22 protein-coding genes are annotated in these 21,072 nt (G+C 50.9%); 9 read left to right on the forward strand and 13 right to left on the reverse strand.

Annotated elements, in window-relative coordinates; all coding sequences use genetic code 11:
* Window positions 1-25 precede the first annotated feature (25 nt).
* Genes mnmA through rluE form a run of 3 tightly spaced genes read right to left on the reverse strand, consistent with a single transcriptional unit; the run spans window position 26 to window position 2,284 of the window.
* The gene (gene mnmA / locus HVZ52_RS09540; RefSeq protein ID WP_003832402.1) at window positions 26-1,132 is read right to left on the reverse strand and encodes a tRNA 2-thiouridine(34) synthase MnmA; all 1,107 of its coding nucleotides are present in this window, start codon (window positions 1,130-1,132) and stop codon (window positions 26-28) included.
* Window positions 1,133-1,185: 53 nt separating this feature from the next.
* Complete coding sequence (locus HVZ52_RS09545; protein WP_080858816.1) at window positions 1,186-1,647, reverse strand: NUDIX hydrolase; 462 nt, start codon at window positions 1,645-1,647, stop codon at window positions 1,186-1,188.
* Window positions 1,648-1,660: 13 nt separating this feature from the next.
* Window positions 1,661-2,284, reverse strand: a complete 624-nt coding sequence (rluE, locus tag HVZ52_RS09550) for a 23S rRNA pseudouridine(2457) synthase RluE (protein ID WP_016153406.1) — start codon at window positions 2,282-2,284, stop codon at window positions 1,661-1,663.
* Window positions 2,285-2,486: 202 nt separating this feature from the next.
* On the opposite strand from rluE, the gene icd reads away from it, so the two are divergent.
* The gene (gene icd, locus HVZ52_RS09555; RefSeq protein WP_003841892.1) at window positions 2,487-3,737 is read left to right on the forward strand and encodes an NADP-dependent isocitrate dehydrogenase; all 1,251 of its coding nucleotides are present in this window, start codon (window positions 2,487-2,489) and stop codon (window positions 3,735-3,737) included.
* A 49-nt stretch (window positions 3,738-3,786) separates the two neighbouring features.
* Here icd and HVZ52_RS09560 read toward each other — a convergent pair whose 3' ends face one another.
* A complete protein-coding gene (locus HVZ52_RS09560) occupies window positions 3,787-5,160 on the reverse strand; it encodes an MFS transporter (protein ID WP_181599179.1) in 1,374 nt (457 codons plus the stop codon).
* 174 nt (window positions 5,161-5,334) lie between these two features.
* Between HVZ52_RS09560 and kdgR the strand changes: the two genes are divergently transcribed.
* The gene (gene kdgR / locus HVZ52_RS09565; RefSeq protein ID WP_016156798.1) at window positions 5,335-6,126 is read left to right on the forward strand and encodes a DNA-binding transcriptional regulator KdgR; all 792 of its coding nucleotides are present in this window, start codon (window positions 5,335-5,337) and stop codon (window positions 6,124-6,126) included.
* A gap of 112 nt (window positions 6,127-6,238) precedes the next feature.
* Here the strand turns inward: kdgR and HVZ52_RS09570 are convergent, their stop codons facing one another.
* Window positions 6,239-6,478: a YobH family protein gene (locus HVZ52_RS09570; protein ID WP_016153403.1), complete on the reverse strand. Its 240-nt coding sequence runs from the start codon at window positions 6,476-6,478 to the stop codon at window positions 6,239-6,241.
* A gap of 164 nt (window positions 6,479-6,642) precedes the next feature.
* On the opposite strand from HVZ52_RS09570, the gene mgrB reads away from it, so the two are divergent.
* The 6 genes from mgrB (at window position 6,643) to rlmA (ending at window position 10,985) form a co-directional block, all read left to right on the forward strand.
* Entirely contained in the window at window positions 6,643-6,786 is a 144-nt protein-coding gene (gene mgrB / locus HVZ52_RS09575; RefSeq protein WP_016153402.1) for a PhoP/PhoQ regulator MgrB, read from the forward strand.
* Window positions 6,787-6,860: 74 nt separating this feature from the next.
* Window positions 6,861-7,145 (forward strand): YebO family protein, encoded by a 285-nt coding sequence (locus HVZ52_RS09580; protein ID WP_047358298.1) that lies wholly within the window; start codon window positions 6,861-6,863, stop codon window positions 7,143-7,145.
* A 636-nt stretch (window positions 7,146-7,781) separates the two neighbouring features.
* Window positions 7,782-7,925, forward strand: a complete 144-nt coding sequence (locus HVZ52_RS09585; RefSeq protein ID WP_006684179.1) for a DUF2627 domain-containing protein — start codon at window positions 7,782-7,784, stop codon at window positions 7,923-7,925.
* Window positions 7,926-7,937: 12 nt separating this feature from the next.
* Window positions 7,938-8,147 carry a transcription antiterminator/RNA stability regulator CspE gene (cspE, locus tag HVZ52_RS09590; protein ID WP_001062678.1) on the forward strand — a complete coding sequence of 70 codons (210 nt, stop codon included), beginning with the start codon at window positions 7,938-7,940 and terminating at the stop codon, window positions 8,145-8,147.
* 219 nt (window positions 8,148-8,366) lie between these two features.
* Entirely contained in the window at window positions 8,367-10,112 is a 1,746-nt protein-coding gene (gene ftsI / locus HVZ52_RS09595; protein WP_065554706.1) for a peptidoglycan glycosyltransferase FtsI, read from the forward strand.
* A 63-nt stretch (window positions 10,113-10,175) separates the two neighbouring features.
* Window positions 10,176-10,985 (forward strand): 23S rRNA (guanine(745)-N(1))-methyltransferase, encoded by an 810-nt coding sequence (rlmA, locus tag HVZ52_RS09600; protein ID WP_181599180.1) that lies wholly within the window; start codon window positions 10,176-10,178, stop codon window positions 10,983-10,985.
* On the opposite strand, the gene mntP is transcribed toward rlmA, so the two are convergent.
* The 5 genes from mntP to manX form a co-directional block, all read right to left on the reverse strand.
* The gene (gene mntP / locus HVZ52_RS09605) at window positions 10,982-11,548 is read right to left on the reverse strand and encodes a manganese efflux pump MntP (RefSeq protein ID WP_047358296.1); all 567 of its coding nucleotides are present in this window, start codon (window positions 11,546-11,548) and stop codon (window positions 10,982-10,984) included. The genes rlmA and mntP overlap by 4 nt on opposite strands.
* Before the next feature lie 433 nt (window positions 11,549-11,981).
* Entirely contained in the window at window positions 11,982-12,440 is a 459-nt protein-coding gene (locus HVZ52_RS09610; protein ID WP_016153397.1) for a DUF986 family protein, read from the reverse strand.
* Between the two features lie 60 nt (window positions 12,441-12,500).
* Window positions 12,501-13,352: a PTS mannose transporter subunit IID gene (locus HVZ52_RS09615; RefSeq protein WP_016153396.1), complete on the reverse strand. Its 852-nt coding sequence runs from the start codon at window positions 13,350-13,352 to the stop codon at window positions 12,501-12,503.
* 12 nt (window positions 13,353-13,364) lie between these two features.
* Window positions 13,365-14,165: a PTS mannose transporter subunit IIC gene (gene manY, locus HVZ52_RS09620; RefSeq protein WP_016153395.1), complete on the reverse strand. Its 801-nt coding sequence runs from the start codon at window positions 14,163-14,165 to the stop codon at window positions 13,365-13,367.
* Window positions 14,166-14,223: 58 nt separating this feature from the next.
* On the reverse strand, window positions 14,224-15,186 hold the full coding sequence (gene manX, locus HVZ52_RS09625) for a PTS mannose transporter subunit IIAB (protein ID WP_019076976.1): 963 nt from the start codon (window positions 15,184-15,186) through the stop codon (window positions 14,224-14,226).
* Between the two features lie 459 nt (window positions 15,187-15,645).
* Here manX and yoaE point away from each other — a divergent pair, with 459 nt between their 5' ends.
* On the forward strand, window positions 15,646-17,205 hold the full coding sequence (yoaE, locus tag HVZ52_RS09630) for a CNNM family cation transport protein YoaE (RefSeq protein ID WP_016153393.1): 1,560 nt from the start codon (window positions 15,646-15,648) through the stop codon (window positions 17,203-17,205).
* A gap of 6 nt (window positions 17,206-17,211) precedes the next feature.
* On the opposite strand, the gene HVZ52_RS09635 is transcribed toward yoaE, so the two are convergent.
* From HVZ52_RS09635 to HVZ52_RS09645, 3 genes are all read right to left on the reverse strand, one after another.
* On the reverse strand, window positions 17,212-18,813 hold the full coding sequence (locus HVZ52_RS09635; RefSeq protein WP_019076975.1) for an EAL domain-containing protein: 1,602 nt from the start codon (window positions 18,811-18,813) through the stop codon (window positions 17,212-17,214).
* Window positions 18,814-18,943: 130 nt separating this feature from the next.
* Window positions 18,944-20,308, reverse strand: a complete 1,365-nt coding sequence (gene sdaA / locus HVZ52_RS09640) for an L-serine ammonia-lyase (protein WP_016153391.1) — start codon at window positions 20,306-20,308, stop codon at window positions 18,944-18,946.
* 183 nt (window positions 20,309-20,491) lie between these two features.
* Complete coding sequence (locus HVZ52_RS09645; protein ID WP_016153390.1) at window positions 20,492-21,070, reverse strand: CoA pyrophosphatase; 579 nt, start codon at window positions 21,068-21,070, stop codon at window positions 20,492-20,494.
* Window positions 21,071-21,072 lie beyond the last annotated feature (2 nt).

The raw sequence follows: 21,072 nt of genomic DNA on the forward strand, positions 1-21,072 counted from the left end.
TTCCTTGTATTAGATGTGTAAGTAATTATACCGGCAGAGGCAATCGTTGTTCGATAATGCCGCCGCCGAGGCACACTTCGCCATTGTAAAAGACAGCCGACTGACCCGGCGTTACCGCCGCGACTGGCTCGTCGAAAATGACTTCAATACGTTCAGCATCCAGCGCCTTAACGGTGCACGGAATGTCGGTCTGACGATAGCGGGTTTTCACCGTGCAGCGCATTGTGCCGGTGAACGGTTCGCGATCGACCCAGTGCAGCTGTTGCGCCACCAGGCCAACGGACATCAGACGCGGGTGTTCATGACCCTGAGCAACAACCAGAATGTTGTTCTCGACATCTTTATCCACCACGTACCACGGATCTTCAGTGCCTTCTTTCGTCCCGCCAATGCCCAGACCTTTACGCTGACCCAGCGTGTGGTACATCAGGCCCTGATGCTGGCCAATCTCTTCGCCATCAACGGTGATGATTTTGCCAGGCTGAGCCGGCAGGTAACGACCGAGAAACTCGCGGAACTTACGTTCGCCGATGAAGCAGATACCGGTTGAGTCTTTTTTCTTGGCCGTAATCAGACCGAGATCTTCGGCAATTTTACGCACCTGCGGTTTTTCCAGTTCGCCTACCGGGAACAGGCTCTGCGCGATTTGTTCATGACCGAGCGTGTAGAGGAAATAGCTCTGGTCTTTATTGCCATCGAGTCCACGCAGCAGGCGGCTTTTGCCGTCGACGTCGGCGCGGCGCACGTAGTGACCGGTGGCGATATAATCGGCACCTAAATCTTCGGCGGCAAACTCGAGGAAGGCTTTAAACTTGATTTCTTTATTGCACAGAATATCGGGGTTTGGCGTACGGCCCGCTTTGTACTCTTCAAGGAACAGTTCAAAGACGTTGTCCCAGTATTCTGCAGCAAAGTTGACGGTATGCAGTTCAATGCCGAGTTTGTCACAGACAGCCTGCGCATCCGCAAGATCGGCGGCCGCTGTGCAATATTCCTCGCCATCGTCCTCTTCCCAGTTCTTCATGAACAGGCCTTCTACCTGATAACCCTGTTGTTGCAACAGCCAGGCAGAAACGGAGGAATCGACACCGCCGGACATGCCGACGATCACTTTTTTTGGGCTTTCAGACATAGGAATACTCACGACATTGAACTTCAAGGCGGCATATTCTAGCACGCAGCCCCTTACTTGACACCCTCTGTAAACGGCCAGTTAAATTCGCCGATCATCGCCAGCGGGTAGCGATGTCCGCTCTGATAGCAACGAATACTCTCCGCAACCAACGGCGAACGCAGATTTGGCGCTGAGAGAACCTCTTCTGCGCTGACCCAGCGACAGCAATCTATATCGCTGTCATGAGGTTCAGTAGCGCACATATTGGCAAGCTCGATAGAAAACAGAAAACGTAAAAAGGGCGTTTTGTCCGGCGCAATCCATTGATGCATCCGGATGAAGTGCTGCGGCTGCGCTTTGATGCCCGTCTCTTCCCACAGTTCGCGAGCGGCGGCTTGCACCAGGGTTTCATCCGCTTCCAGATGTCCTGCAGGTTGATTCCACAGGGCTTTGCCATTGATTGTTTCCTCAACGACTAAGAACTTATCTTCTGCATGCACAATGCAGGCGACCGTGACGTGCGGTTTGAACATACCTGTTCCTTATTCAGTTAGTTGCATCCCGCCATTGACCGTTGGCGAGATTTTCCAGCGTGTAATCTCCCATGGCATAGCGGATGAGGCGCAGCGTCGGGAATCCAACATGCGCTGTCATACGACGAACCTGGCGGTTACGGCCTTCATATAAAGTAACTTTCAGCCAACTGGTGGGGATATTTTTCCGTTCCCGAATAGGCGGATTTCTCGGCCACAGCCAGGTGGGTTCCTCTACTATTTCAATACCTGCGGGTAGCGTGGGACCATCATTGAGCGTCACCCCGGTACGCAGCGCATCCAGCGCTTCTGCTGTCGGCTCGCCTTCGACCTGGACGTAATAGATTTTTCCCGTACGCTTGCCGGGTTGGGTTAACCGCGCCTGCAGCGCGCCGTCATTGGTCAGCACCAAAAGTCCTTCGCTGTCCCGGTCGAGTCGGCCCGCAGCATAGATTCCCGGCACGGGAATAAAATCTTTTAACGTGCTTCTGCCCGCCTCGTCAGTAAATTGTGGCAAAACATCGTAGGGTTTATTGAACAAAACCACGCGTTTTGGCTGGTTTTCTTTACGCTGTTTGGTGACTTGTCGTGAGCTGAATCGCTCAACCCGGTGATTTCTAAAAGAAGTTTTTTGCATGGTATTTTCAGATTATATCAATTGCCGCATTATAGCCTAAGAACGAGTGTCTTTCATGGCGACGAACATTAGGGTAGTATTGACATGCTCATTACAAAACATTAACAAAAAATTGCTCTAACGCATTCGTGCAGCAGGACGCAAACGCACATGCAGCGCGATGACAGACGAGCAGAACCAGAAGCGCTCGAAGGAGAGGTGAATGGAAAGCAAAGTAGTTGTTCCGGCGGAAGGTAAGAAGATCACCCTGCAAAACGGCAAACTCAACGTTCCTGAAAATCCGATTATCCCGTTCATTGAAGGCGACGGTATCGGCGTTGATGTAACCCCACCGATGATCAAAGTTGTCGATGCTGCTGTCGAGAAAGCCTATAAAGGCGAGCGTAAAATCTCCTGGATGGAAATCTACACCGGCGAGAAATCCACTCAGGTTTATGGCCAGGACGTCTGGCTGCCTGCTGAAACCCTTGATCTGATTCGTGAATATCGTGTTGCCATCAAAGGCCCACTGACCACCCCAGTTGGCGGCGGTATTCGCTCTCTGAACGTTGCCCTGCGTCAGGAACTTGACCTGTATGTCTGCCTGCGCCCGGTGCGTTATTACCAGGGCACGCCTAGCCCGGTTAAGCACCCTGAACTGACCGACATGGTCATCTTCCGTGAAAACTCCGAAGATATCTACGCAGGTATCGAATGGAAAGCGGACTCTGCAGATGCCGAGAAAGTGATTAAATTCCTGCGCGAAGAGATGGGCGTGAAGAAAATCCGCTTCCCGGAGCATTGCGGTATTGGTATCAAACCGTGTTCTGAAGAAGGGACTAAACGTCTGGTTCGTGCGGCGATCGAATACGCCATCGCTAACGATCGTGATTCTGTTACCCTGGTACACAAAGGTAACATCATGAAATTCACCGAAGGCGCGTTCAAAGACTGGGGTTACCAGTTAGCGCGTGAAGAATTCGGTGGTGAACTGATCGACGGCGGTCCGTGGGTGAAAATCAAGAACCCGAAAACCGGCAAAGAGATCGTGGTTAAGGATGTTATCGCCGATGCGTTCCTGCAACAGATCCTGCTGCGTCCGGCTGAATATGATGTGATTGCCTGTATGAACCTTAACGGCGACTACATCTCCGATGCGCTGGCCGCACAGGTTGGTGGTATTGGTATCGCACCGGGCGCGAACATCGGTGACGAATGTGCGCTGTTCGAAGCAACCCACGGTACTGCACCGAAGTATGCAGGTCAGGATAAAGTGAACCCAGGTTCCATTATTCTGTCCGCTGAAATGATGCTGCGCCACATGGGTTGGACCGAAGCGGCTGACCTGATCGTTAAAGGTATGGAAGGCGCGATCAACGCCAAGACCGTCACCTATGACTTCGAACGTCTGATGGATGGCGCTAAGTTGCTGAAATGTTCTGAGTTTGGTGACGCAATCATCGAAAACATGTAATCCAGATACTGGGTTGTGTGAAAACGGGAACCGAGAGGTTCCCGTTTTTTTATGCCTGAACTCGCGGTTGCGTAATACGTAAACCACTCACAATTGCTGCCAGCGAGGCCAGAATTCCAGCGGTTATCAGCGAGACGTGCGTTCCACTGTCGCCAAACTGGTTTAGCATCAGCGCGACCAGCGCGGCCCCGGTACTCTGACCCAGCAAGCGCGCCGTCCCCAGCATACCGCTCGCCCCACCGCTGCGTTCACGCGGCGCAGAGGTGATGATGGTGTGATTATTTGGGGACTGGAACAAGCCAAAGCCCGCGCCGCACAGAATCATCGGCCAGATGATATTAAAATCGGAGGGGGAAACGGGCAGCAGCACCAGCGAAAACAACCCGCTGGCCATCAACGCCATGCCCAGTGCGCCCAACAGCCCGGCGTGAACGCGTTCAATCAGATATCCCGCCAGCGGTGCCATCACCATGGTTGCCAGCGGCCATGGCGTCAACAGCAGGCCTGTTTCGACCTCGCTTCGTCCGAGCACCGTTTGCATAAAGAAGGGCAGGGAAACCAATGCCAGCATTTGTGCGCAGAATGAACATATCGAGGTACAAATCGAGAGTGAAAACAGTGGAATGCGTAACAGGTCAACCGGCAGTAACGGCACCTCCAGCGCGAGCTGGCGTCGGATAAAGAAAAAACCTACCATCATAAGCGCCACAAGCTCGGCACCAATCAGTTTTAGCGACTGTCCTTGTGCAAAGCCGCTGAGCGCCGTAATTAACAAGCCAAACGTTAAGGCATTCATTACCGCACTGGGCAGGTCAAAGCGTGGTTTAGTGCCGCGAGACGCATTGGCTGGCAAAAAGCGCATCGCCAGCAACAGGGCGACTATTCCCAGCGGGACGTTAATCAGAAACAGCCATTTCCAGGAGGCAATGGAAAGAATAGCTGCGGCAATGGTCGGACCCGCAGCCGAGGAGACCGCGACGATAAAAGAGTTAATCCCCATCCCCCGCCCAAGCTGACGCTGGGGATAAATAAGTCGGATCAATGCCGTATTCACGCTCATTAGCGCCGCACCGCCAAAACCCTGGGCGACGCGAGCCAGCGTCAGCATGTGCAACGAATCTGACAAGGCACAAAATAGCGATGCAAGCAGGAACACGACCAGGCCACACTTATAAATGCGCCGGTAACCGAACATATCGCCTAAAAAAGAGAGGGACAGGAGCGAAACGACGATCGCGATTTGATAGGCGTTCACAATCCAGATTGAGCTGGCAGGTGAGGCCTGAAGATCGGCGGCGATAGTTGGCAGGGCCACGTTCGCTATTGCACCGTCGAGTACTGCCATAGAAATGCCAATAACAATGGTTAAAATTGCGCCATATCGCTGGGGCAATGGCAGACCATCGGCCTGAATTTTTTCCATAGAAAGTCGATATTTGTGGAATTTATGATGAGAGTATTAATTTTAGCATTGATATTCAGGTGTTAGGTCGCAGATTTGTAACTAAGTGAGCAAAGAGCGATTGCGAGGGTTGGTACGTGAAATTATAATAAAAACCGGTTCTGATTTTTATAAAACACTCGAAAGGGGTGATAAATGGCAATCGCAGATCTGGATAAGCAACCCGATTCTGTATCTTCCGTGCTGAAAGTTTTTGGCATTCTGCAGGCGCTGGGTGAAGAGCGCGAAATTGGTATTACCGAGTTGTCGCAACGCGTCATGATGTCGAAAAGCACCGTTTATCGCTTTTTGCAGACCATGAAAACGCTGGGTTATGTGGCACAGGAAGGGGAGTCTGAGAAATACTCACTGACCCTGAAATTATTCGAGCTGGGCGCGCGCGCGTTGCAAAACGTCGATCTTATCCGTAGCGCTGACATTCAGATGCGCGAACTTTCGCGCCTGACCAAAGAGACAGTACACCTCGGTGCGCTGGATGAAGACAGCATCGTCTACATTCACAAAATCGACTCTATGTACAATCTGCGCATGTATTCCCGCGTTGGTCGTCGTAATCCGCTGTACAGTACGGCTATCGGTAAAGTTCTGCTGGCATGGCGTGACCGCGATGAAGTGAAGCAGATTCTGGATGGCATTGAGTACAAACGCAGCACCGATCGTACCATTACGAATACTGATGAATTACTGCTACTGCTGGATAAAGTACGTGAGCAGGGTTACGGCGAAGATAACGAAGAACAGGAAGAAGGCCTGCGCTGCATCGGCGTACCGGTGTTTGACCGTTTCGGCGTGGTTATTGCGGGGTTGAGTATTTCATTCCCAACGCTGCGTTTCTCAGAAGAGCGTTTACACGAGTATGTGGCAATGCTGCATACGGCAGCGCGCAAGATTTCAGAACAAATGGGCTATAACGACTATCCGTTCTAATCTGACGTAATCGCGAATGTTAAAAACCCCAGGTATTTTGTACCTGGGGTTTTTTATGAACAGTCATAACGTTACCTGGCGTATATAACGTATCGAATGTAATGTTGCATTATTAGCCGTTATCGATAATGACCGTGCTTTTCCTTAACAGGGGACAATCCGACAGGCCAATGATACCGCTACTGGTGTGGACGTACTGTGCCGTGCTGGTTCCACGGGCAGTCAGATATTGGCATTGCAGACCCAGACCGGCAGCATTCTCCTTACTTCCAATCAAAATTCCATAGCCGCTCAATAATAAACCGATCCAAACGAGAGCTAACAACACAATAGCGCGGATAATCAGACGCATTACAACCTCTTATCTTTTCTCATTATTATTAGATTAGCCTGTACACGGTATGAAACAAGTCAATCATTCCTAAAAAGATTGAATGCCTATACAGTTAACGCTGGGTTTAGGTAACGCATGATAATTTATAGACATAAGATGTGGAGTTGAAGAGTGGAGCTGGAGTGAAAAAAATTCGCTGGGTAGTGCTGATTGTTGTTGTACTGGTATGCATACTGATGTGGGCGCAGGTGTTCAACATCATGTGCGATCAGGACGTACAATTTTTCAGCGGTATTTGTGCCTTCAATAAATTTATTCCCTGGTAAGCGCATTTTCGCAACAGTTGATTACCTTCTTGTGCGGCAGTGGTAAACTACACTGTCTACATTGAGGTGGTAAAATGAACGAAGTTTTGAATTCTGGCGCGTTGAGTTTTGCGCCTTTAGCGGTATCGGTGGTGGTTCTGATTGTTGGGCTTGTTCTTTGGTTTTTTATCAATCGGGCAAGTTCGCGTACTAACGAGCAGATTGAGCTGCTTGAGGCATTGTTAGATCAGCAAAAAAGACAGAATGCTTTGTTACGTCGCCTTTGCGAAGCTAACGAACCCGAGAAAGCAGCAGAGCCTACTGCACTGCCCATTAAGGATGAAGACGATGACATCATCCGCCTGGTAGCTGAGCGGTAAAAAAGGTATGGCAGGATGAGGAACGGCTGTTGTTGTTCTCAGTTGCTTCATCCTGTCGTCAGCGCGTCAGATTATTTTCTTCTGTCCCCGTCGTGTAATTGGCGGCCGGACAGTCATCTATTCTCAGTATTTTCAGATGCTCCGACTAATTAATATCTTATCCCCAGTCTGATATAAATATAATCTTCCATACGTAAAAAATATGATTATGTCATTTTTGTGATAACGATCGTTTTATTAACAGCGAAACGTTTCTCTTACTTTTTTTGTGCCTTGTCATCATTCTTTCATTATTTTGGTGCAAAACCAGAAGGCGGATCTCATTTTTACGCTTGTGACATTTTATGCATTACTAAGCATAAAAAATGATATCTGGCAGAACCCGTAACAGATAACCTGGAACAACTGAAGCTATTGAGCTATGGTAGAAATATCCCGGCTATGGCGCAAGTCAGGCGGGGATAGGGGAGAGATGCGAGAATATAATTCTACTCGATCTGGCGCATAACTGTGCAGTTGCTGTTTGATGGACGACGGGATTTGTGCGACTGATCGAGACACGTTTAAAAATGGCTTGCCATTATTAACGTTGTATGTGATAACACGTTTTGGGTTAAACGAGGTACAGTTCTGTTTATGTGTGGCATTTTCAGTAAAGAAGTCCTGAGTAAACACGTTGACGTTGAATACCGCTTCTCTGCCGAACCTTATATTAGTGCCTCAAGCAGTAATGTCTCAGTTTTATCTATGTTATGCCCGCGGGCGAAGAAAATACTCTAAGGAATTTTGCAAATGGCAAAGATTAAAGGTCAAGTTAAGTGGTTCAACGAGTCTAAAGGTTTTGGTTTCATTACTCCGGCTGATGGCAGCAAAGACGTGTTCGTACACTTCTCCGCTATCCAGGGTAACGGCTTCAAAACTCTGGCTGAAGGCCAGAACGTTGAGTTCGAAATTCAGGACGGCCAGAAAGGTCCGGCTGCTGTTAACGTAACAGCTATCTGATCGACACCACTGATTTGAAGCGCTTTTGCGCATCCATCTCAGATATAAAGCCTCGCTTCTGCGGGGCTTTTTAATTCAAATTACGTCAAAATATTACTGGATGCCCATCCATTAGCGCTTTGTTGCAAAGGCGTGATGTTCGTAGCATAGTTTTCCCCGCTTTCTTGCGGCATTTCCCGTTAAATCAGACACCTGAAAAACTATCTTGTTGGAGTTCGGGTGAAAAAGAAAAACGACGGCGATGCGCGCAATTTTACTCCCGTACGTTTTGCCCTGCTTTGCGTGGCAATATTATTGAGCCTTGGATTGCTGCTGGGGCGGGTTGCGTGGTTGCAAATTGTCACGCCGACGAATCTGGTAAAACAGGAAGACATGCGTTCCTTACGCGAGGTGTCCATCGCTTCGCCACGAGGAATGATAACCGACAGAGAAGGGCGACCGCTGGCGGTAAGCGTTCCGGTTAACGCCGTCTGGGCCGATCCGAAGACGATTATCAGCAAGGGTGGCGTTGGCTATAACGAACGTTGGCAGGCGTTAGCGAAGACGCTGCATATTTCTCTCAGCACGCTGGCTGAACGCGTTAACAGCAATCCAGCCGGGAGGTTTATCTATCTGGCGCGCCAGATCTCTCCTCAGCAGGCAGAATGGGTCGATAAACTGGATCTGCCGGGAATCAACCTGCGTGAAGAGTCCCGCCGCTTTTATCCCGCCGGACATGTTGCGGCCAATCTGATTGGTTTCACCAACATTGACGGTCAGGGGATTGAAGGGCTGGAGAAAAGCTTCAATAGCCAGTTGATGGGCAAACCTGGCTCCCGCCTGGTACGGAAAGACAAATTTGGCCATGTCATCGAAAATATCACGGAAGTGATGCCGGTGCCGGCGCATGAATTACAGCTCAGCATTGATGAGCGCTTGCAGACGGTTACTGAAGACGCGCTGGACAATGCCGTGACATGGAATAAAGCGGAATCAGGGGCCGCAGTGCTGGTCAACATTGCCACCGGCGAAATACTCTCCATGGCAAGCTTTCCCGATTTCAATCCCAATAACCGTGATGGCGCGGTACTGGATGATTTTCGTAATCGTGCAATTAGCGATACCTTTGAACCCGGTTCAACCGTAAAACCACTGGTGATTATGACCGCTCTGCAGCAGGGGATAGTACAGCCTGACAGCGTGATTGATACTCATCCTTTTATTGTTGATGGGCATCGCATCCGCGACGTCGGATTTTACCCGGAGCTATCGCTGACCGGGATTTTGCAGAAATCGAGCGATACCGGCGTGTCACACCTTTCGCTGGCGATGCCGGTACAGAAATTACTGAATACCTATAAAAGCTTTGGCTTTGGCGATCCAACCGGACTGGGTTTAACCGGGGAAAGTCGCGGATTAATGCCTCAACGCCGCTACTGGAGCGATCTGGACCGGGCAACCTTCGCATTTGGCTATGGATTAATGGTGACGCCGCTCCAGCTGGCGCATGTATATGCCACCATCGGCAGTTTTGGTATCTATCGACCCCTTTCTATTACGCGTATCGATCCGCCGGTAATAGGTACGCGAGTGATGCCGGAGGCGTTGGTTCACCAGGTTGAACATATGATGGAAAGCGTCGCGCTACCCGGCGGCGGGGGAACCAAGGCCGCGGTCAGAGATTATCGCGTCGCGGTTAAGACCGGAACGGCAAAGAAAATTGGCGATGACGGCAAATATGTCGATAAATATGTGGCCTATACGGCGGGCGTTGCGCCAGCAAGCGACCCAAAGTTCGCGCTGGTTGTGGTTATAAATAACCCGCAAAACGGTGCTTATTATGGGGGGGCAGTCTCCGCGCCTGTATTCAGCCAGATAATGGGCGATGTCCTGCGTCTGGAAAACGTAAAGCCGGACGGTATGCCTCCCGACTCCGAGCATCTGCTGGTAATGCACGGCAGCAACGTATCCTCGCCGTCGCTGTAAGTTATTTTCCCAGGGCGCAATTCGCGTTACACTTGCGCCCTTAAGTCACCTGCCGGAGTTGTCATGTCGTTTTCCTGTCCTCTTTGCCACCAGCCTCTTACTCAAGCGAATAACAGTTTTGTCTGCCTTGGGCGGCACCAGTTTGACGTGGCGAAAGAAGGGTATGTCAACTTACTGCCGGTTCAGCACAAACGCTCGCGCGATCCGGGTGATAGCGCGGAGATGATGCAGGCGCGCCGGGCATTTCTTGATGCCGGACATTATCAGCCGCTGCGCGATGCAATTGTAGATGCGCTCACCCAGAGGTTGAGTTCAGAAGCTGCGGCGATCCTGGATATTGGCTGTGGGGAAGGGTATTACACCCATGCGTTTGCTGATGCTCTGACGGGCTGTACAACCTTTGGTCTTGACGTTTCTAAAGTGGCGATTAAGTCAGCAGCTCGACGTTATTCGCAGGTGACCTTTTGCGTTGCCTCCAGCCATCGCCTGCCGTTTGCCGACGAGTCAATGGATGCCATCATCCGGATCTATGCTCCCTGTAAAGCGCCGGAGCTGGCTCGCGTGGTCAAACCGGGTGGCTGGGTTATTACCGCCACGCCGGGTCCGCGTCATTTAATGGAGCTGAAAGGGCTGATTTATGATGAGGTGCGTTTGCATGCGCCACACACTGAGCAACTGGACGGTTTTGTTCTGCAAGAGAGCCTTGCGCTGGGGTATCAGATGCAGCTCAAAGGTAGCGAGGCCGTTGCGTTACTGCAAATGACGCCGTTCGCCTGGCGGGCAAAGCCGGAAGTGTGGGAAACGTTAGCCGGAAAAACGACGTTTGACTGCCAGACAGACTTTAGTATTCATATCTGGCAGCGCCTGAATTAACCGTGGAAGTGTGCCCAGAGGATCTGGGCGCCAATACCTATCAGTACCACCCCGCCCAAAATTTCAGCTCGCTTGCCCAGCATCGGGCCAATGAAACGACCGATCATCATGCCGAGCGTGGACATAATCAACGTGGCACAGCCGATGGCCAGCGCTGTGGCAATAATGTTGACCTGCAGGAAAGCCAGACCCACCCCGACGGCCATTGCGTCGAGACTGGTTGCAATGGCGGTGGTGACCAGCAGCCAGAAGCCATGGCGGCGCTGTGGCTCTTCATCTTCATCCCTGTCGTCGCGAAAGCCTTCTATTATCATTCGTCCGCCTAAAAAGATCAGCAGAATGAAGGCGATCCAATGGTTCCACTCCAGTACAAATTTGCTGGCGAGCATACCCATGCCCCAGCCAATGAGCGGCGTAAGCGTTTCAACGGCGCCGAAAATAAGGCCGGTGCGCAGTGCTTCAGAAAATTTGGGTTTATGCAGGGTGGCGCCTTTGCCAATTGATGCAGCGAAAGCATCCATCGACATGCCGAAAGCAAGAAGAACAGTAGCGGTGAGATTCATAACAGCGTCCTGACCGGGGTATCCATAAAACACATCACTGCCCCCAGTAACCATGCATACAGGCTGGAATCACTGTAAATACAGCGCCATTCAGGTATGCATTGCAGTTGATGTGCCTATGGTCTCGCCTGACTGAACCTGTAAGATCAGTCCGTACGCGCCACGTTTTTCAACGAGTATGTTGACACGTACATTTCCGGAGTCTGGAAATCGGCTACTCCCCAACGACGGGCGCAACCTTAACATATTTTGAGAATATAAAACAAGAAACGCAGAAATAATATTTGGCCTCTAATTGAAAACGATTTTCATTTAGATTTGTTTATAAATAAAACGTTAAAATAAATAACATTATGAGCGGTGGGATATAGCCTTAGCTATGTTTATTTTTGAATGGATATATAAAAAACATAGTTCAGGCTATATTTGTAACTTACTGATTTGAAATTAAAAGTTTATATATGTTTTCGAGATCGTCTATATTCCGTACGCGAATCAGTAATCTTCGATGTTCTAATTGCATCACCAGGACACCGTCTTCAGATAAATTCATCTCTTTAATCCGGTTATATTCAATCCAGACATTGGCGAAAAAAAAGCCTTTCTGTTTGAAGATGATTTTTGGCGTACGGATCCAAAACAGATACAGTCCCATCAATACCAGTGCACATAATAACCATGTAGTAAATTGCGCGCCGTGGCTGGTGATGTTGTTGTAGATAAGAATAGCAATCAAGCCAAGGAAGATAACGCTGTCGACTCTGCTACGAGGAAGCAGGGCGACAGACAGCAGAGTAGGGCCATTACGGCGGGGCATGATGAACTGATCGTAAATGGCATACGCCAGCAGCGAAAAGATAAAAAGAACCAGCACCAGGTCCGTGATAGTCATGAATCCTCAACCCTCTAAATAGAAAAACCGGGGGCAAGCCCCCGGTGATGTACAACAGTCTTACAGGCCGAGCAGTCCGACAGCGTAGCCCGCGATACCGATGACGAAGAAGCCAACGATGATCCACAGCGGGTTCACTTTTTTACGCAGCAGCCACATACAGGCGAAAGTCAACAGCAGAGGAACCAGACCCGGCATCAGCTGGTCAAGGATAGTCTGCACAGTGGTGACACGAGTCTGACCATCCTGACCGGTGATGGTGGAAACCACCAGCGGGATGTTTACGTGCGTCCACTTGTTAACCAATGCCCCCATGACAAACAGGCCGAGGATTGACGCCCCCTCAGTCAGTTTCTGCAGGAAGCCACCGCCCATATCTTTAACGATATCGATACCTTTACGGTAGCCGTATGCCACACCGTAGTAACGGGTTGCCAGACGAACCAGGTTAAACAGGATGAAGAACAGCAGTGGTCCAAGCAGACTGCCGCTCATCGCGATACCTGCGCCAAGTGCGGCGAATACCGGACGTACGGTACCCCAGAAGATCGGGTCGCCCACGCCTGCAAGCGGTCCCATCAGACCAACTTTGATACCGTTGATGGCACCATCGTCAATCTCTGCGCCGTTTGCACGCTGCTCTTCCATCGCCAGCGTAACGCCCAATACGGGGGCCGCTACGTACGGATGGGTATTAAAGAATTCCAGGTGACGCTTAATAGCCTGCTTACGTGCGTCGTTGTTTTCCGGGTACAAGCGGCGGATAGCCGGCACCATGGAGAAACAGAAACCCAGCGCCTGCATACGTTCGAAGTTCCAGGAACCCTGAAACAGGTTAGAACGAAGGAACACGCCACGAATGTCACTCGGAGTGAGTTTTTTCTCGGTGGTAGTTTTAGTCATATCAACCATTTCGCTCACCTGCTAGTCCAGTTCGTTATCGAGATCGTTATTGCCAGCCGCAGCAGCAGGTGCACCGGCTACGCGGTTATATTTCGGGCTCAGCTGAATGTAGAGGATAGCCATTACTGCGCCAATCACACCCAGAGCAACCAGGTTGAAGTTAGTAAATGCCGCGGTGACGAAGCCGAGGTAGAAGAATGGCATCAGGTAGCCTGCGCGCATCATGTTGATGACCATCGCATAACCAACCACTACGATCATACCCCCTGCGATGTTCAGACCGCCGGTCACAACTTCCGGAATGGCATTAAGCATGCTCTGAACTTCACTGGTACCAACAGAAATCGCCACGATTACCGCCGGGATAGCGATACGCATAGCCTGCAGGAACAGGGAGGATACGTGCAGCCAGGAGATCGCCGTTAGGTTACCGTTTTCTGCCGCCTTATCCGCTGCGTGCTGGAATGCTACGGTGATAGTACGAACGATGATGGTCAGTACCTGGCCTGCTGCTGCCAGTGGGATAGCCAGCGCGATACCTGCACCAATGCTTTGGTGACCCGCGATAACCAGAACGGTAGAGATAATTGAGGCCAGTGCAGCATCAGGTGCAACCGCAGCACCGATGTTCATCCAGCCAAGGGCGATCATTTCCAGGGTACCACCGATGATGATACCGGTTTTCATATCACCGAGAACGGCACCAATCAGCGTACAGGCCACCAACGGACGGTGGAACTGAAATTCATCGAGTACCGACTCCATACCCGCGATACATGCGACGATGAACACCAGCACAATCTGAAGAGTGGTAATCTCCATTGTACTTCTCCTATTGCTATACAGACTTAAGTGTGAAAACTAAGTAAATGCCAGGGCGTTATTTCACCTTGGCAATCAAATCCATCATTTTCAGTTTCTGATCGGTAGAAACCTTACGAGCCTCGAGCTCAATACCGCGTTCGTTGAGTTTCTTGAAGGCTTCGATGTCTTTTTCATCGACAGAAATTGCGTTGTTTACCTGCGTTTTACCCTGACGGAAAGCCATACCGCCAATGTTTACAGAGGTAATTTTCACACCACCTTCAACGATACGTTCTACGTCGGTCGGGTTGGTAAACAACAGCATCACACGCTCACCTGCATACTTCGGGTTGTTGTAGACGCGGATCATTTTCGCGACATCAACCACATGCGCCGTCACACCCGGAGGTGCAACCTGGGTCAGCAGCGTTTTACGCACGGTATCGGCGGCAACTTCATCACTGACGACGATAATGCGTGTTACGTTGGTTTCTTTGGTCCAGCGAGTTGCCACCTGACCATGGATTAAGCGGTCATCAATACGCGCCAGGCCGATCTGCATATAATCGTTCGGACCCATCGGTTTGGCGGGAACTGCTGCTTTTGGCGCCGCGACTGGGGTTGGAGCGGCTTTCTCCACCGGTTTTGCTTTCAGCGCTTTCACGCCTTCGCTACCGGTTTCAACGGCCAGTGCTACTAATTCATCGAAGCTGGGGTTGTCATCACGCGCCATGAAGGTTTCAACCAGCATGGGAATGTTCACACCGGCGATGACTTCGTAATGCTCTTTATCGACGACAATGCGGCTCGCAGCGTTAAACGGGCTGCCTCCCCATGTGTCAACGAGAAACAGCACGCCTTTACTGGTATCGAGTTTTGCCAACTGAGCGTTGTACTTTTCAATCAGCGTTTCGGCATTTTCGCCTGGAACGAAATCGATCCAGCCGACGTTTTCCTGCTCGCCTAACAGCATTTCTGCTGTCTTAAGTAACTGCTCTGCAGCCCAACCATGTGTGCCTATTACAATAGCAATGGTCACTTGCTACCTCCTTTATTATCGTTAACACATCAACGTGAAGATGTATTTGAATCGTCGTCCGCAATCGAATCGATTCAGATAAGGGTTACAAAGAAAAACCTATGATTTTCGTGAATTATTTTAGATATCGAAAAAAATATTTTATGTGATGAAGATCCGTAATTTAACTTCCGATAAAAAGAAATTTCGAAGGGTAAAATATCTCCGAAACAACTTATTGCAAAGGAAGGTAAATCTTTGCTAAAAAACGGTTGTCTCTGTTATGTTTAGCATCGGTTTAATTACTCAGGAGTATAGGGCAGTAGCTCACCATATGGATCGTCACCGACGTCATTTCACTATCAGGCCGTATCAAGCCTGTCAGATTGGCACTTTTTGCCACAAATTTTCTCTGCATATCGCTTCAACGCCTGAGATCCTCAGCGCGCAGTTTGGTCATTCCTTAAGCAGGAGCTTGTCATGGAATTATTAATGGACCCGCAGATTTGGGTGGGTTTGCTCACGCTTGTCGTTCTCGAAATTGTTCTGGGTATTGATAACCTGGTCTTCATTGCGATCCTGGCTGATAAGCTGCCGCCAAAACAGCGAGATAAAGCGCGTTTAATCGGTTTGTCACTGGCACTGGTTATGCGCCTCGGCTTGTTGTCCGTGATTTCGTGGATGGTGACGCTAACTAAGCCGCTATTTACGGTAATGGACTACTCGTTCTCGGGGCGCGATCTGATCATGCTGCTGGGGGGGATTTTCCTCTTGTTCAAGGCCACGACAGAGCTGCATGAGCGGCTGGAAAACCGTGAACATGATACCGGCCAGGCAAAAGGGTATGCGAGTTTTTGGGTTGTTGTGACGCAGATTGTCATACTCGACGCGGTGTTCTCGCTGGATGCCGTTATTACGGCGGTCGGTATGGTCAACCATCTGCCAGTGATGATGGCGGCGGTCGTGATTGCTATGGCCGTGATGCTGCTGGCTTCTAAGCCGCTGACACGATTTGTGAACCAACATCCGACGGTGGTGGTGCTGTGTCTGAGCTTCCTGTTAATGATCGGTCTGAGCCTGGTTGCCGAAGGGTTTGGCTTCCATATTCCGAAAGGCTATCTGTATGCGGCGATTGGCTTCTCAATCATCATTGAGTTGTTTAACCAGATTGCCCGTCGGAACTTTATTCGCCACCAGTCGACGCTGCCGCTGCGTGCGCGCACTGCCGATGCAATCCTGCGTCTGATGGGGGGTAAAAGTCAGGCCAGCGCGCAGATGGAATCCGACAACCCGGTGCCGGTTCCCGTCCCGGAAGGCGCATTTGTGGAAGAAGAACGCTATATGATCAACGGCGTCCTTTCTCTGGCGTCGCGTTCATTACGCGGCATTATGACGCCTCGTGGCGAAATTAGCTGGGTTGATGCAGACCTGAGCGTGGAGGAAATTCGCGAGCAATTGCTCTCGTCACCACACAGCCTGTTCCCGGTGTGTCGTGGCGAACTGGATGAAATCATCGGTATTGTGCGTGCTAAAGAGCTGCTGGTCGCGCTGGAAGACGGTGTGGATGTGGCGGCCATTGCCTCTGCGTCTCCGGCTATTATTGTCCCGGAAACGCTGGATCCTATCAATCTGTTAGGTGTTCTGCGACGCGCCCGCGGCAGCTTTGTTATCGTCACTAACGAGTTTGGTGTAGTCCAGGGTCTGGTCACGCCGCTGGACGTATTAGAAGCTATTGCCGGTGAATTCCCGGATGCCGATGAAACGCCTGAAATTATTGCTGATGCAGGCGGTTGGTTGGTGAAAGGTGGTACCGATCTGCATGCGTTGCAACAGGCGCTGGACGTGGATACGTTAGTGAATGAAGATGAAGATATCGCCACGGTGGCAGGTTTAGTCATTGCCGCTAACGGCCATATTCCACGCGTAGGTGATGTTATCGATGTTGCACCGTTGAGCATTACGATTGTCGAAGCCAATGACTATCGTGTGGATTTAGTTCGCATTGTTAAAGAACAACCCGCTCACGACGAAGACGAGTAAGCGGGGTTAGCGAAACGGCATAACGTGCATACTGTGTCGCCCGTTATGCCGGGCGGGCGGCGGCGTGCTGCCCGCCAGCCATTTGGGAAAATCGCGCAGCGGCATCGGCTTTGCATACAAAAAGCCTTGCAATAAATGTACGCCGTGTCGGCGTAAATGCTGTGCCTGCGCCTGTGTTTCAACGCCTTCCGCCACCAGTTCGATATTCAGTTTTTTCCCCAAAGCGATAATGATGTCTGTGACGGTTGAGTTCACGGCGTCTGTCCCGATTGCCGAGGTAAATGATTTATCAATCTTCAGCACATCCGGGCGAAGCTTTTCCAGCCAGGAGAGCGAGCTGTTGCCGGTGCCGAAATCGTCAATTGCCAGCTTTACGCCAAGCCGATTTAACTCGCGCACGACCCGATAATCCACATCCAGCAACGCATCGCGCTCGGTGAGTTCGATAACCAACTGCTGAATAGGGTGCTGGCTGAACCAGTACTGGTTGAGATCTTTTAGCAGCGTACCGTTACGAAAATGGCTGGCGGCAACATTTATCCCAATATGAAACTGGCTGCTCATCGGGAATACGTGCCGTTGCTGAATGGTTTCTGCGATGACATGACGGGTAAGCGGCACAATCAGGTTGTGCTCCTCTGCGATGGGAATAAACACTTCGGGAGAGATCCAACCCTGGCGCGGGTTATTCCAGCGTAAAAGGATTTCCACTCCCATACATTGCTGGGTTTGCGCATTAAGTAGCGGCTGGCAAAACAGCTCGAATTCCCGTGCAGCAAGGGCCAGATTTATCTCCCAGGAGAAGCTCATTCTGCTGGCGGTCGCCAGCCATGCCAGGTAGCCCACTAAAAAACTTAGGATCACCGCCAGCGGCAGTTGTGTTGGTAGATGTTTTATAGCCAGTTCGCTGGCCCCCGGACCGGTGACGCTGATAGTAAAGGGGAAATGTTGCGATGAGAGCTGGTAGCGTTTTTCATTATCCAGTTCAGGTAGCGTATCGACAACACCCTGTCCATATAGCAAATGGCGATTACCGACGGTTAAGCTGGCATGGGTAATTTGCGGTGGCTGGGGTTCAAGCAACATGGACGATAATAAATCAATGTTAACGATTTCCAGCACGCCATCTGAGCCATCGGCAGATGCTGGATACCATTGCGTCAGAATCGGACTGCCCTTAATCAACGAATGGTCGGTAGACAGCAGCAATTGCGGTTCCCGACTGGGTAATTCAGGCTCCAGTTGGCGAATAGGCACATTGCGATAGCCAAAAATGCTGGAACAATAAAGGACCCCGCTCTGAATCAGGCTGATAGAACGTACCGTTTGCAGTCTGGCTGCATGCTTACTCAGAGGTAAACGCGCAACTGAGCAGGGAAGCCCAATCAGCGGTAGCAGTACATCGCGTCCGGTCTGTAGGGGCAAAAGCACGTCATCCAACTCTTCAACGGCGTGGTTGGCAAAGGTAACGGTATTGCGATGATTTAAATTACGCTCCGAAATAAATCGGACAGTTAATGTGAGAATGAGCGTCAGTAGTGCACATAATGTGCAGACGATTAAGCGATTCCGGCGATAGTTCTTGATGATCCTTTGCGCTGTTTGCATGCGGGCCGCCCGATAAGCCGTTGGTCACAGTAGCCAACAGCAACAGAGCAAGTGTAGTGGGGAAAATTACGCCAGACGAGGGAGAGGGGGCAAATTCGCCCATCTGTCGCAGATGGGCGAAAAATAAGTATTAGTCACATTGAACTTTGATTGCCAGACCACCGCGTGACGTTTCACGGTATTTGGCGTTCATGTCTTTACCTGTTTCGTACATGGTCTCAATGACTTTATCCAGCGAGACGCGCGGAGCGCTGGTACGGCGCATTGCCATACGCGCAGCGTTGATCGCCTTCACTGACGCAATGGCATTACGTTCGATGCACGGAACCTGTACCTGTCCCGCCACCGGATCGCAGGTTAAGCCGAGGTTATGTTCCATGCCGATTTCAGCAGCAACACATACCTGCTCAGGGCTCGCGCCTAACAGTTCAGCCAGACCCGCGGCAGCCATGGAACAGGCTACGCCCACTTCACCCTGACAACCCACTTCTGCACCGGAGATAGACGCATTCATTTTGTACAACGCGCCAATCGCGCCGGCCGCCAGGAAATAACGAGTATAGATATCCGGGCTGACGGACTCGATGAAATGATCGTAATAGGCCAGTACCGCAGGCACGATACCGCAAGCACCGTTGGTTGGCGCAGTAACTACGCGACCACCCGCGGCGTTTTCTTCGTTAACGGCCAGCGCGAACATGTTCACCCAGTCGATCACGTTCATCGGATCGTTGGACAGCTTGTCGCTGGAAACCAGCATACGACGCAGGGCTGAAGCACGACGAGGAACGCGCAGCGGACCCGGCAGCACGCCTTCGGTGTTCATACCACGATCGATACAAGCCTGCATGGTTTGCCAGACGTTACCAAAGTACTCTTCAATCTCTTTTTTACTGTGCAGAGCAAGTTCGTTCTGCATCGCCATGCCAGAGAGAGACAGGCCGGTGCTGTTGCAGTATTCCAGCATTTCGGTGGCGGATTTGAACGGATAAGGCACACTGACCTCGCCCGCGGCATCCTGACCAAAATGTTCTTCATCAACGATGAATCCACCGCCGATGGAGTAGTAGGTTTTGCTGTAAATGACGGTTTCGCCACTGTACGCGTGGATCTGCATTCCGTTTTCATGCAGCGGCAGGTTGCCGTTGTGAAAACGCATTCCGTCATTCTGCGGGAAATCCACTTCGTGTTGGCCCTGCGCAAGCAGCAGGCGTCCACGCGTTTCTACGTCGCGGATAAATCCGGGGATGCTGTCAATATCTACGGTAGCAGGCTCATTGCCCGCCAGACCCATAATAATGGCGATATCGGTATGGTGACCTTTACCCGTGAGCGACAGTGAACCATACACGTCGACGGCGACACGAGTAACGCTGTCCAGTAATCCTTTTTCGACCAGGTCATCGACGAACTGTTTACCCGCCTTCATAGGCCCTACGGTATGGGAAGATGAGGGACCAATCCCCACCTTAAACATGTCGAATAGACTAATCACGATAATACTCCTACAGGGCGACTGGGGTTTCCAGTAACGATGTTATAACTGCGCATAGTGTAAGAGGGAACGCGGCGATCGGCTTAACTATTCACATGAATTAAACTAATAGATAACCGCGGTTTTACTAATGTTGTGACCTGAGTTTCAAGTTGTCTATGGTGTGCGTAAAGATAAGTATAGTCAGGGCTTGACGCCAATTTGCAGCGCCAGCTCACGAATTATTCCTGCGGTCATTCCCCAGACGAAATATTGCTCATACCAGGAAAGCCATACACGATGTGAATCGCCGCGACGGTAGATATCCAGCGGATGATAACGACCTAAATGCAGGGCTTGTGCCAGCGGCATTTCGAACACGGCGGAAACTTCATCAACACTTGCGCGATATGGCAAATTTGGCGGGATAATGCCTACCACCGGCGTGACCTGGAAACCGGTCACGCTGTCGACCGGCGGCAGAACGCCAATCACCTCCACGCAGGATGGTGGGATCGCCACTTCTTCCTGCGCTTCGCGAAGGGCGGCGGCAATTAACGAGGCATCGCTGCTATCCACCGCGCCGCCGGGAAAGGCGACCTGTCCGGCGTGCTTGCGCAGATGAACGGAACGCTGAGTTAACAGTAACCCCGGCTGTGCACGACGCACGACAGGGATCAGTACGGCGGCCTGACGCTGGTTTAACGCAGTATGATTAACCTGCGGGCGCAGGAGTTGAAAGCGCGATAAAAAATCATCAAGCGTCAGGCTGCTGTATTCCACGT

It is taken from the genome of Citrobacter sp. RHB36-C18 (genome assembly GCF_013814485.1).
Classification (GTDB): domain Bacteria; phylum Pseudomonadota; class Gammaproteobacteria; order Enterobacterales; family Enterobacteriaceae; genus Citrobacter; species Citrobacter braakii.

Excerpts from the sequence above, each read along its gene's own strand:
- HVZ52_RS09585 (WP_006684179.1), top strand. The coding sequence starts at position 7,782 with ATGTGTGGCATTTTCAGTAAAGAAGTCCTGAGTAAACACGTTGACGTT.
- kdgR (WP_016156798.1), top strand. The coding sequence starts at position 5,335 with ATGGCAATCGCAGATCTGGATAAGCAACCCGATTCTGTATCTTCCGTG.
- HVZ52_RS09615 (WP_016153396.1), bottom strand. The coding sequence starts at position 13,352 with ATGGTTGATATGACTAAAACTACCACCGAGAAAAAACTCACTCCGAGT.
- yoaE (WP_016153393.1), top strand. The coding sequence starts at position 15,646 with ATGGAATTATTAATGGACCCGCAGATTTGGGTGGGTTTGCTCACGCTT.
- manY (WP_016153395.1), bottom strand. The coding sequence starts at position 14,165 with ATGGAGATTACCACTCTTCAGATTGTGCTGGTGTTCATCGTCGCATGT.
- rluE (WP_016153406.1), bottom strand. The coding sequence starts at position 2,284 with ATGCAAAAAACTTCTTTTAGAAATCACCGGGTTGAGCGATTCAGCTCA.
- HVZ52_RS09545 (WP_080858816.1), bottom strand. The coding sequence starts at position 1,647 with ATGTTCAAACCGCACGTCACGGTCGCCTGCATTGTGCATGCAGAAGAT.
- icd (WP_003841892.1), top strand. The coding sequence starts at position 2,487 with ATGGAAAGCAAAGTAGTTGTTCCGGCGGAAGGTAAGAAGATCACCCTG.
- rlmA (WP_181599180.1), top strand. The coding sequence starts at position 10,176 with ATGTCGTTTTCCTGTCCTCTTTGCCACCAGCCTCTTACTCAAGCGAAT.
- mntP (WP_047358296.1), bottom strand. The coding sequence starts at position 11,548 with ATGAATCTCACCGCTACTGTTCTTCTTGCTTTCGGCATGTCGATGGAT.
- cspE (WP_001062678.1), top strand. The coding sequence starts at position 7,938 with ATGGCAAAGATTAAAGGTCAAGTTAAGTGGTTCAACGAGTCTAAAGGT.
- HVZ52_RS09560 (WP_181599179.1), bottom strand. The coding sequence starts at position 5,160 with ATGGAAAAAATTCAGGCCGATGGTCTGCCATTGCCCCAGCGATATGGC.
- HVZ52_RS09635 (WP_019076975.1), bottom strand. The coding sequence starts at position 18,813 with ATGCAAACAGCGCAAAGGATCATCAAGAACTATCGCCGGAATCGCTTA.
- HVZ52_RS09570 (WP_016153403.1), bottom strand. The coding sequence starts at position 6,478 with ATGCGTCTGATTATCCGCGCTATTGTGTTGTTAGCTCTCGTTTGGATC.
- HVZ52_RS09580 (WP_047358298.1), top strand. The coding sequence starts at position 6,861 with ATGAACGAAGTTTTGAATTCTGGCGCGTTGAGTTTTGCGCCTTTAGCG.
- mnmA (WP_003832402.1), bottom strand. The coding sequence starts at position 1,132 with ATGTCTGAAAGCCCAAAAAAAGTGATCGTCGGCATGTCCGGCGGTGTC.
- HVZ52_RS09610 (WP_016153397.1), bottom strand. The coding sequence starts at position 12,440 with ATGACTATCACGGACCTGGTGCTGGTTCTTTTTATCTTTTCGCTGCTG.